The organism is Deltaproteobacteria bacterium, from assembly GCA_005879795.1.
Classification (GTDB): domain Bacteria; phylum Desulfobacterota; class Binatia; order DP-6; family DP-6; genus DP-6.
In genome coordinates, this window is record VBKJ01000129.1 from 124,492 (window position 1) to 134,713 (window position 10,222).

At 72.7% G+C, this 10,222-nt stretch carries 14 protein-coding genes; 9 read left to right on the forward strand and 5 right to left on the reverse strand.

Going from position 1 to position 10,222, the window contains the following annotated elements; translation table 11 throughout:
- Window positions 1-10: 10 nt before the first annotated feature.
- The 3 genes from tatB to E6J59_08015 all read left to right on the forward strand — a co-directional run bounded on the left by tatB (window position 11) and on the right by E6J59_08015 (window position 1,417).
- Entirely contained in the window at window positions 11-283 is a 273-nt protein-coding gene (gene tatB / locus E6J59_08005; GenBank protein ID TMB20770.1) for a twin-arginine translocase subunit TatB, read from the forward strand.
- A 43-nt stretch (window positions 284-326) separates the two neighbouring features.
- Window positions 327-1,067 carry a twin-arginine translocase subunit TatC gene (tatC, locus tag E6J59_08010; protein ID TMB20771.1) on the forward strand — a complete coding sequence of 247 codons (741 nt, stop codon included), beginning with the start codon at window positions 327-329 and terminating at the stop codon, window positions 1,065-1,067.
- A 122-nt stretch (window positions 1,068-1,189) separates the two neighbouring features.
- Window positions 1,190-1,417 carry a hypothetical protein gene (locus tag E6J59_08015; protein TMB20772.1) on the forward strand — a complete coding sequence of 76 codons (228 nt, stop codon included), beginning with the start codon at window positions 1,190-1,192 and terminating at the stop codon, window positions 1,415-1,417.
- Here the strand turns inward: E6J59_08015 and E6J59_08020 are convergent.
- Window positions 1,377-1,727, reverse strand: a complete 351-nt coding sequence (locus E6J59_08020) for a DUF4911 domain-containing protein (protein ID TMB20773.1) — start codon at window positions 1,725-1,727, stop codon at window positions 1,377-1,379. The genes E6J59_08015 and E6J59_08020 overlap by 41 nt on opposite strands.
- A gap of 1 nt (window position 1,728) precedes the next feature.
- Window positions 1,729-3,186 carry a hypothetical protein gene (locus E6J59_08025; protein TMB20774.1) on the reverse strand — a complete coding sequence of 486 codons (1,458 nt, stop codon included), beginning with the start codon at window positions 3,184-3,186 and terminating at the stop codon, window positions 1,729-1,731.
- Between the two features lie 63 nt (window positions 3,187-3,249).
- Here E6J59_08025 and E6J59_08030 point away from each other — a divergent pair, with 63 nt between their 5' ends.
- Window positions 3,250-3,489 carry a hypothetical protein gene (locus E6J59_08030; protein TMB20775.1) on the forward strand — a complete coding sequence of 80 codons (240 nt, stop codon included), beginning with the start codon at window positions 3,250-3,252 and terminating at the stop codon, window positions 3,487-3,489.
- 4 nt (window positions 3,490-3,493) lie between these two features.
- Here E6J59_08030 and E6J59_08035 read toward each other — a convergent pair whose 3' ends face one another.
- The gene (locus E6J59_08035; protein ID TMB20776.1) at window positions 3,494-4,174 is read right to left on the reverse strand and encodes an HAD family phosphatase; all 681 of its coding nucleotides are present in this window, start codon (window positions 4,172-4,174) and stop codon (window positions 3,494-3,496) included.
- Between the two features lie 71 nt (window positions 4,175-4,245).
- On the opposite strand from E6J59_08035, the gene E6J59_08040 reads away from it, so the two are divergent.
- From E6J59_08040 to E6J59_08050, 3 genes are all read left to right on the forward strand, one after another.
- Window positions 4,246-5,271 carry a ribonuclease Z gene (locus E6J59_08040; GenBank protein TMB20777.1) on the forward strand — a complete coding sequence of 342 codons (1,026 nt, stop codon included), beginning with the start codon at window positions 4,246-4,248 and terminating at the stop codon, window positions 5,269-5,271.
- Entirely contained in the window at window positions 5,234-5,665 is a 432-nt protein-coding gene (locus E6J59_08045) for a TIGR03668 family PPOX class F420-dependent oxidoreductase (GenBank protein ID TMB20778.1), read from the forward strand. The genes E6J59_08040 and E6J59_08045 overlap by 38 nt, the downstream gene beginning before the upstream one ends.
- 109 nt (window positions 5,666-5,774) lie before the next feature.
- The gene (locus E6J59_08050) at window positions 5,775-6,260 is read left to right on the forward strand and encodes a hypothetical protein (GenBank protein ID TMB20779.1); all 486 of its coding nucleotides are present in this window, start codon (window positions 5,775-5,777) and stop codon (window positions 6,258-6,260) included.
- Window positions 6,261-6,634: 374 nt separating this feature from the next.
- Here E6J59_08050 and E6J59_08055 read toward each other — a convergent pair whose 3' ends face one another.
- Window positions 6,635-7,573: an SDR family oxidoreductase gene (locus tag E6J59_08055; GenBank protein ID TMB20780.1), complete on the reverse strand. Its 939-nt coding sequence runs from the start codon at window positions 7,571-7,573 to the stop codon at window positions 6,635-6,637.
- A 3-nt stretch (window positions 7,574-7,576) separates the two neighbouring features.
- Window positions 7,577-8,506: an SDR family oxidoreductase gene (locus E6J59_08060; protein ID TMB20781.1), complete on the reverse strand. Its 930-nt coding sequence runs from the start codon at window positions 8,504-8,506 to the stop codon at window positions 7,577-7,579.
- Window positions 8,507-8,539: 33 nt separating this feature from the next.
- On the opposite strand from E6J59_08060, the gene E6J59_08065 reads away from it, so the two are divergent.
- On the forward strand, window positions 8,540-9,817 hold the full coding sequence (locus tag E6J59_08065) for an MFS transporter (GenBank protein ID TMB20782.1): 1,278 nt from the start codon (window positions 8,540-8,542) through the stop codon (window positions 9,815-9,817).
- 47 nt (window positions 9,818-9,864) lie between these two features.
- Window positions 9,865-10,222 (forward strand): pirin family protein (locus E6J59_08070; protein TMB20783.1); only part of this gene is annotated, 358 nt, incomplete at its 3' end.

Below are 10,222 nucleotides of genomic sequence, written 5' to 3' on the forward strand. Positions count from 1 at the left end.
CTCGCGCGCGATGTTCGGGATCGGGATGCCCGAGCTGCTCGTGATCCTGGTGGTCGCGCTCGTGGTGCTCGGTCCGAAGCGACTGCCGGAGGTGGCGCGCACGCTGGGCAAGACGCTGGCCGAGTTCCGCCGTCAGACCGCCGACATCGTGGACGAGTTCCAGGTCCAGGCGATGCTCGAGGACGAGCCGCCGCGCCGGCCGCCCGGGCCCGCGCCGGCCCCCGGCGCGACGCCGACCACGGCCCCGGCCGCTCCTGCCAAGCCGGAATCGGGCAGCGCCTGACCCGCCCGTGCCCGGCCGCGTGGGGCCAGAGCACGATGTGCGCATGCCCCTCACCGCGCACCTCGAGGAGCTGCGCTGGCGCATCATCCGCGTCCTGGTGGCGCTCGGGCTCGCCTTCGGCGTCTGCTACTGGTTCGCCGAGGCGCTCTTCGGGTTCCTGCTCCGCCCGCTCGCCGCGGTCCACCCCGACCAGGCGCTCGTCATCGGCACCGGCGTGACCGAGGCCTTCTTCACCAAGCTCAAGGTCTCGTTCATCGCCGCCGTCTTCCTGGCGAGCCCGATCGTCTTCTTCCAGGCCTGGCGCTTCGTGGCGCCCGGGCTCTACGACAGCGAGAGGCGCCTCGCCCTCCCCTTCGCGGGGGCGGCGTCGTTCTTCTTCGTGCTCGGCGCCTCGTTCTGTTACGGGCTCGTCTTCCCGGTCGGCTTCCGCTTCTTCCTCGCCGAATACGCGTCGATAGGCGTGTCGCCCGAGATCCGCATCAGCGAGTACCTGACCTTCGCGAGCCGCATGCTGCTCGCCTTCGGCATCACCTTCGAGCTGCCGGTGGTGACCTTCTTCCTGGCGCGCGTGGGGCTGGTCACCCACCGGACGCTCCTCGGGACGTGGCGCTACGCGACCGTCGTCATCTTCATCGTGGCCGCCGCGCTGACGCCGGGCCCCGATGTCGCCTCCCAGCTCCTCATGGCCACGCCGCTCCTGGTGCTCTACTGGCTCAGCATCGGGATCGCGTGGCTCGTGGCGCGTCCCGCGCCGGCGGTGGTGGCGGCGCGGAGCGAGGGCTAGGAGTCCGGACGGACTCCTAGGACGCGATCGGGGGACGCCGCCGGCCCTGCGCACGGGATGGAGGGTAGCGGGCCGGCCGGTTAGCGTCGTCGTGAAGCCGCACGACAGGAGGATCCCCGATGATGTTTGCTCGTCTTCTCGCGCTCGTCTCCTTGGCATGCTGCGCGAGCGGCTGCGTCGTGACCAAGCTCCTGACGATGCCGATGCGCCTCGGCGGCGCGACGCTGTGCCTGGGCGGCGCCGTGGTCAGCATCGCGCCGGTCGTCGGTAATCCAGCGAACGACGCGCTCAGGGAGGCGGACGACGCCGTCAATACCGCTGCCGACAAGGTGGACGAGCTCCCTTTCTGAGCGGCTCCACCCCGCCGTCAGCGCGCGGCCGATCGCCCTCTTCCGGCCCCAGCCAGTCGCCGTCGAATCCCGGCGGCGGCCCGGTCTCCGCGCAGGCCCCTTCCTCGACCAGGGACCGGACGACGGCGCGCGCGGCGGCCTCGAAGTCCGGCGCGGCCAGCACCACCAGCCGCGCCGCGTGGCGCTCGAGCGTCCGCACCACCGCCACCCCGTCGTACGACTCGAAGACGAACTTGACGTACGCGATCTCGTGCGGCGGGAGCAGGAGGTAGATCGGGACGACGTCGGCCACGCGCTGGGTCACTGGCACCTCAGAAGCTGTAGCGCGCCTGGAGCACCACCTCGTCGTTCTTGCGGAACTGTCCCAGGAGGGAGGCGCGCGGGCCGCCGATCGCGAGGTAGCCGAGGCGCACGCGGAGGTCGTCGGTCACGAGGTAGGAGGCGCGCGGGAAGACGAACCACGCCTGACGCTCGATGGCGTACGTGCCCTTCACCTCGAGCTCGAGCCGCTCGGCGAGGAGCTTCTTGCGGAGCGTGGCGGAAGGGCGCGTCTCGGGGTCGTGGATCAGGAGACGCGGCGCGCGGTCGAGGAGGGCGATCTGGTTCAGCTGCACGAGCGGCGTGAAACCGCCGATCAGGTAGTCCGCGCCGATCCCCCACTCGACGGCGTCGAGGGTCGGGAAGAGGTCGCCGATCGGCACGGCGGCGCGCCCGCGGCGCCGCAGCTGCTGGGCGACACGCTTCACCGCCGCGGGCGCCGTCGCCTGGCGGACGAGGTCGCTCGCCAGGCGGAGGTAGGGGCGGTCGTCGAGGTACGCCGCTTCGGCGCGGACCGTGAAGCCGCCGAACGCCCTCGACACGTCCGCGCCCGTCATGTGGATCACGTCGTGCGCCTGGCGGAGGAAGCTCACGGCGCGCAGGCGGAAGGGCGCCATCGACACGAGCCGGATCTCGGAACGCAGGTCGGCATCGGGGCCGGTCTCGGGACCGGTGTAGTGGTAGAGGTCCCAGTCGCTCTCGCGCCAGGTGCCGCCCAGGCGCAGCGCGATGCCGCCCGCGTCGAGCCGGCGGGGCGGGCGGTGATCGAGTGTCCCGAACTTGATCGGGATGATGAGGTCGCCGGGCAGCGGGACGCCGAGGGCGCGCGAGGCGAGAGCCCGCGGCACCACCACCGCAGGCGGCGGCACGGTGCTGGCCGGGAACCAGCGCTCCTCGCGCAGCGCGAGCCGCGGCGGCACGGCGAGCGGTACGTAGACGAGCGTCGCGCGCAGCTCCGAGAGGGCGAGGCGCGGCAGGTCGGGGAGGTAGTAGGTCCCGGCGAGCGCGGGAATGCCGATCTTGCGCTCCTCGAAGTCCTCGACCAGCGGGTCGTGGAAATCCCGCGGATTGACGATGTCGGTCGGCGGGATACCGTCGAGCTTGCCCCACGCGAGCTTCTGGATGCCGAGGCGCAGGTCCGCGCGCCGGAGGTGCACGTCGACCCAGGCCTCGCTCGCCTCGAGAGACGGCGAGCGGTTCTGGAACTCGTGGTCGAAGTCGTAGACCCCCGGATGCCCGCCCTCGAACGGCCCGCCGGCGCGCGCGCGTAGATCCAGGCGAGCGCCCAGCCAGGGCGCGGCGCGGCCGTCCAGGTGGAGATCGAGGAGCGCCGCCGGGCGCTCGCGCGGCCCGCCCTCGGTCTCGGCGACGGCGAGCCCGTCGAGGTAGCCGCCCGCGACCACGCGCCCGCCCGTCCCCGGCACCTCGACCGCGCCGGCGGCGCCGACCACCAGGAGCAGACCGAGCGCCGCAACTGCGTTGAACGGCAGAAACCGCCTCTCTATACTCCGCACATGGACGAGCGCGCGCTGGAGAAGGACCTCGACCGCCAGATCGTGGCCACCCACCGCCGCCTCGTGAAGGCGATGGACGGGCGGCTCGGCAACATGAGCGCCGACAGCAAGGAGCGCTACTTCGCCGTCCTCTCGACGCTCGTCGCCAAGCTCGAGACCGCCGAGAAGCCGATGCGCGAGATCATGCACGAGATGATGACCGAGGCGGCGAGCCTGATCCTGCAGGAGCTGCAGGGCTAGCCTCCTAGAACAGCGACGCGAGCCGATCCCACCCCGCCTCCCCCAGCGAGCCGACGATCAGGTCGGCCCCGCGCAGCGCGTCGGCCGGATGGGAGTTGGTGACCGCGAGGCAGCGCATGCCGGCGCGCCGCGCGCTCTCGACGCCGGGCTGCGAGTCCTCGATCACCAGACACTCGCCGGGCACCAGGTCCGGGAGCCGCCCGCGCAGCCGCTCGAGCGCGCAGAGGAAGCTCTCGGGCGACGGCTTGCCCGCGCGCACGTCCTCGGCGCTGACGATGGCGGCGAAGAGATCGGCCAGCCTCGCCTGCGCGAGGATCAGCTCGATCTCGTGCCGGAGCGCGCCCGAGGCGACGGCGAGCGGGACGCGCGCCGCAGCGTCGCGCACGAAGGCCGGTACGCCCGGGAAGAGCGGCGCGCCGGCGCGCACCAGGCGGAGGAACGCGTCCGCCTTGGCGGCCATGAGCGCGCGCACGCGCTCCGGCGGCGCGGGCCGGCCCGCCTCGCGCAGCGCCTCGACCACCGCGTCGCGGTCGTCGAAGCCGAGGTAGCGCGCGTAGTAGCTCTCGCGGGTGAGCGCGATGCCCGCGGCCGCGAGCGCCTCCTGGAACGCGGCCAGGTGCAGCGGCTCGTCGTCGGCGATCACGCCGTCGAAATCGAAGATGAGCGCGCGCGGGCCCCGCGGCATGGGCGCGTCTTATAGCCGGCCCGGGCCACGCTGGCCAAGGACGGCACGGCTCCATAGAATCCCCGCGCTCCATGAAGACGACCTTCCGCCCTCGCCTGCTGAACGGCCAGACGGGTGACCCGGCGCTCCTCGTGTCGCTGCGCTGGCAGGGGCGAGCGCTGCTCGCCGACCTCGGGCGCATCGACCGCACGCCGGCGGCCACGCTTCTCCCCATCGAGGCGGTGTTCGTGTCGCACACGCACATGGACCACTTCATGGGCTTCGATCAGCTCCTCCGCCTCTTCCTGGCCCGCGAGGCGACCCTCCGCCTCTACGGCCCGACGGGGCTCGCGGAGTGCGTGGCGGGCAAGCTCGCCGGCTACACCTGGAACCTGACCGACGAGTACACCTTCACGCTGGAGGTGACGGAGATCGGCGCGGCCGAGATGACGAGCTGGCGTTTCCCGGCCCGCCGGCGCTTTGCACGCGAGCCGCTCGGCCCGCCCCGCCCGTTCACGGGCGTGGTGGTCGCCGACCCGGTGTTCAGGGTCGAGGCGGCGCCGCTCGACCACAAGATCGTCTCGATGGCGTACGCGATGATCGAGCGGACGCACCTGAACGTACGGCCCGAGGCGCTCGCCGCCGCCGGGCTCGAGCCGGGCCCGTGGCTCAACGCGCTCAAGCAGGCGATCCGCACCGGCCTCCCCGACGACACGCCGATCGCGGTCAGGCCCGCCGACCGGCGGCCGCTCGGCGCGCTGCGCGCCGAGCTCGTCACCGTGACGCCCGGCCAGAAAGTCGCCTACGTGGTCGACGCCCTCTTCTCGCCTGCCAACGCGGCCGCGGTGGTCCGGCTTGCCGCCGGCGCCGACGTCTTCTTCTGCGAGGCGCCGTTCCTGGAGGAGGACTTGGAGCAGGCCGCGCGCCGCTACCACCTGACGGCCCGGCAGGCGGGTGCCCTGGCGCGCGCCGCGCGCGTGCGGCGCCTCCAGGTTTTCCACTTCTCGCCCCGCTACGAAGGCCGGTACGGGGAGATCGTCGCCGAGGCGCAGGCCGAGTTCGCGGGCCAGGAGGTGCGTTATGGCGAGCTGGACCGCCGAGGCGCGGCAGTTCCTTGAGGCGCACCGGGTCGGCCACCTCGCCACCGCCGGGCCCGACGGCGCGCCGCACGTGATCCCCGTCTGCTATGCGCTCGACGACGTCGCTCTCTACTTCGTCGCCGACGAGAAGCCGAAGCGGCGGCCGGCACGCGAGCTCCTGCGCCTGCGCAACCTGCGCGCGAACCCGCGCGCCGCGCTGGTCGTGGACGACTACGACGAGGACTGGACCCGCCTGGCCTACGTGCTCGTGCGCGGCCCGGCACGTGTGGTGGACGAGGCGGCCCACCCCGCGGCGCTCCGCCTCTTGCGCGCGCGCTATCCCCAGTACGGGCGGATGGCGCTCGACGACCCCGCCGCGCACCCCGTCGTGCGCATCGAGCCAACGCGGATCGTGGTCTGGCGCGGCGGCTGAGCCTAGGTGGATGCGCCACCCATGACGCCCTTGCGCGGCTGCGTCACCTTGAGCCCGCCGGAGCAGGTTTGCACGGTCGCAGCCCGGGTCCTGCGACCGAGCGGACGGCATGTCACCTGCGGCGCTGCACCGCGCCCAACGCTCCGTGCGCCGCGCGCGGCCGGAGCGCAAGCTCGCGGAAATGAAAGGAACAGCGCAGCGCCCGGGCAGGCGCGTCTGCGCCGCCCCGCGGCATGGCGCGCCCGGCGTCCCCCGCCGTGCTTCGCGCCGAACCATGGCACCGGTTTCGCTATCCCGTCCCGCCAGAGGGCTGGACATCATGATCATCGACCGCGAAACCTTCACCGAGCTTGCCGTCCATCTGAAGCTTGCTTCGGACGCCATCCTGAAGACCGCTCGGCATCTCGCGGTCCTCTCGAACGCCGACTCGAGCAACGAGGAGCAGTGGGCCGGCACCCTCGACAGTCTGATGGCGATGAACACCGAGGTCACCGTGATGGAGAAGATTCTCCGCGCGTTGATGGAAGCCAACCGCGAGGAGGAGTCACCCTCGCTGATGGTGCCCGACAAGAAGTCCGAGCCGCTTCCGTCGTAACGCCGCGCAACGATCCCGCCGGCGGAGGCGGGGCGGCCGCACCCGTCTCCGCCTCCTCCTCTAACGAATCTGGGGGCCCGTCCGCTGCTCGCGCGCTGCGCGCGCTGCGCTGCTCCGATGCCCCCAGACCCCGTCGGCCAGCTCGAGCGCTCTCGCGCTCGGCCTCCCACCATTCCTCATCCGGGGGCCCGTCCGCTGCTCGCGCGCTGCGCGCGCTGCGCTGCTCCGATGCCCCCAGACCCCGTCGGCCAGCTCGAGCGCTCTCGCGCTCGGCCTCCCCCTCTGCACTCCTCTCGGGCCTGTCCGCTGCTCGCGCGTGTGGCGCTCCGCGCGCTCGGGGCGTGCCGAGCGCAGCAGAGCCGTGCTCGGCAGACTTAGGATGCGTCTGACGCGGTCTTCGGTGGGGCCGGGTTCGGCAGGTCTTGGCCTAGGGTGTGGGGGAAGATGGTCGCGATCTCCTCGGGGGTCCAGCGGCCGTCCTTGACGATGGTGCGCACGGGCGCCGGGTAGTTGAGGAGCGCCACCATCCCCGCCATCACGAGGAAGAGCTGCCCGTTGATGGTCCGGGCCGCGTCGGTGGCGAGGTAGACGACCCAGGGCGCGACGTTCTCGGGGCCGAAGTTGCGGAGGGGGAAGCGGCGCTCGCCCGCGCCCGTCGAGAGGCCGCGCTCGGCGCGTATCGCGCGCGCCGCCTGGGGGACAGTCTGGGTCATGCGCGTCATCGCCCCGGGGCAGACGGCGTTCGCCGTGATGCCGTAGCGGCCGACGTCGCGCGCGACGACGCGCGTCAGCCCCGCGATGCCGTCCTTGGCCGCGCCGTAGTTCGCCTGCCCCGAGTTGCCGTAGACACCGGAGGTGGACGAGATGGAGATGATCCGCCCGCGGCGCTGTTCGCGCATGCGCCGGGTGGCGTGCCGGGTGCAGTTGAACGTGCCCTTCAGGTGGACGGCGATGACCGCGTCCCACTCCTCCGCGCTCATGTTGAAGATCATGCGGTCGCGCAGGATGCCGGCGTTGTTCACCAGGATGTCGATCGCGCCGAACTCCTTGACCGCCGTCTCGACGATGCGCTCGGCGGCCGCGAAGTCGGCGACGCTGTCGGCGTTGGCGACCGCCGTGCCGCCGCGGGCGCGGATCGCCTCCACCACCTCGTCGGCGACGCGGCGCGAGGCGCCGGTGCCGTCGACCTCGGCGCCGAGGTCGTTCACGACGACCGCCGCCCCCTCGGCTGCGAGCAGCTCCGCGACGGCGCGACCGATGCCGCGCCCCGCGCCCGTGACCACCCCTGCCCTGCCCTCGAGCCGCTTCGCCATCGCTCAGCCCTCCTTTGGCGGCGCGGGGTTCACGAGCCCTTCCAGGACCGTCGTCGGCGCCAGGCGCTCCAGCTCCTCGAGCGTCCAGTTGCCGTCCGACTTGTAGAGGGTCTTCACCGGCCGGGGCTGCGAGACGAGCGCCACCTGGCCCCCGAAACAGAGGAAGAACTGCCCGTTGACACCGCCGGCGTGCTCGCTCGCCAGGTAGACGACCATGGGGGCCACGTCGTCGGGGTCGAGCTCCTCGATCTGGGCGACACCGCGGTCCTCGCGCTGGATGCCCTGCTGCCGCCGCAGCTCGCGCGCCCGCCGCACCTCCTCGTTGACCGTCATGCGCGTGCCAGCGACGGGGCAGATGGCGTTCACGGTGACGCCGTACTTCCCGAGGTCGCGCGCCGCCACCTTGGTGAGGCCGCCGATCGCCGACTTGGCGGCGCCGTAGTTCGCCTGCCCCGGGTTGCCGAACAGCCCCGCGCCCGAGCTGAAGGTGACGATCCGCCCGTAGCGCCGCTCGCGCATGTGCGCGCAGGCGTGGCGGACGCAGTTGAAGGTGCCCTTCAGATGGACGGCGATGACCGCGTCCCACTCCTCCTCACTCATGTTGAAGACCATCCGGTCGCGCAGGATGCCGGCGCAGGTGACGAGCGCATCGAGACGGCCCCACGTCTCGAGCGCCGTGCCGATGATGCGCGCGGCGCCCTCCCAGGTGGCGACCGAGTCGGTGTTGGGGACGGCCCGGCCGCCGGCGCGGCGGATCTCCTCGACCACATCGAAAGCGGGGCCGCTCGAGGGCACGCTGCCGTCGAGGGCGACGCCGTAGTCGTTCACGACCACCTGCGCGCCCTCGGCGGCGAGCCCGAGGGCGACGCCCCGGCCGATGCCGCGGCCCGCGCCAGTGACGACCGCGACGCGGCCGGCGAGCATGTCTGCCATGAGTGCGACCTCCCGCGTATTCCGAGGCGGCGGATGCTACACCGGGCGCGCGGCTCTGGTCGAGGCGGGCGCTCGTCGGGTAGCCTCCCGCCCCCGATGCTGCTCAGCGAGCACGATCGCCCGACCGCGCTCCACTACCGCATCCTGGCCCTCACCTGGGCGGGCTGGCTCTTCGATTTCTACGACCTCATCCTCTACACGTTCCTGCTCGCACCGATCTCGCGCGAGCTCGGCCTAGGGCGCGAGGCGCACGCCGTGCTCCTCGGCGCCTCGCTCGGCGCGACGGCGCTCGGCGGCGCGCTCTTCGGCTACCTCGCCGACCGCCACGGGCGGCGCGCGGTCCTCCAGTGGTCGATCCTCACCTACAGCGCCGGGACGGTGCTGTGCGGGCTCGCCCCCGGGGTCGCGACGCTCCTCGCGGCGCGCGTGGTCACCGGCCTCGGCGTGGGCGGCGAGTGGGCGATCGGCCACGCGCTCCTCGGCGAGAGCGTCCCGGCGCGGCTGCGCGGCCGCTTCGGCGCGCTCCTGCAGACCGGCGCGCCGGTGGGCGTGGGGCTCGCGGCGCTGGTCGGGAGCTTCGTGGAGCCGGCGATCGGCTGGCGCGCCGCGTTCATCGTCTCCGGGCTCCCCGCGCTGCTCGTGACCGCGATCCGCCGCGCGCTCCCCGAGTCGGACCTCTGGCTCGCACGCTGCGGCGCCGCGCCGCCCGTCGGCGAGCTGTTCGCGCCGAGCCTCCGCCGCACCGTGGCCTTCGCCTTCGGCCTCGCCGTCCTCAACATGTCCTCGTACTGGTTCACCTACACCTGGCTGCCGACGTATCTGACGGAGGACCGCGGGCTCTCGATCGCCGCCTCGGGCTGGAAGATCCTGGTCGTCGTGGCGGGGGAGCTGCTCGGCTACGCTTCGTTCGGCTGGGTCTCGGACCGCTTCGGGCGAAAGCCGGCCTTCAGCCTCTACGCGACCCTCATGGCCGCGGGGCTGGTCTCGATCACGCTCCTCTGGCCGGCGATCGTCGAGTGGCCGCCGCTCCTCCTCCTCTGCCTCGGGCTGGTCGGCTTCGGCACGGGGACGTGGTCCAACTTCGGCCCCATGTTCGCCGAGCTGTTCCCGACCCGGCTGCGCACGACGGCGGTCGGCTCGGTGTTCAACGCGGCGCGCGGCGCGCAGTTCGTGGCACCGCTGGTCGTTGCGGCCATGGCGCGCCACTATGGTCTCGGCGGCGGGATCGCCCTCGCCGCCGGCTTCGCGCTGGCGGCCGCCGGCTGGGTCTGGCTGCTGCCCGAGACGCGCGGACGACGGATCGAAGCGTGACGCCCAGGCGATGTTGCGTCGGGAGACGCAGCCGCTATGGATGGTCCATGATCACCGTCCGCCCGAGCGCGGAGCGCGGCCGCTCGGAGCTCGGCTGGCTCTCGAGCCGCCACACCTTCTCCTTCGCCGACTACCTCGACCCGCGCCACATGGGCTTCCGCAGCCTGCGCGTCATCAACGAGGACCGGGTGCAGCCGGGCGCGGGCTTTCCCACCCACGGCCACCGCGACATGGAGATCGTCACCTACGTCGCCGAGGGGGTGCTCGAGCACAAGGACAGCATGGGCAACGGCTCCGTCATCCGCCCCGGCGAGGTGCAGCGCATGACCGCCGGCACCGGCGTCACGCACAGCGAGTACAACCCGTCGCGCACCGAGCCCGTGCACTTTCTCCAGATCTGGATCC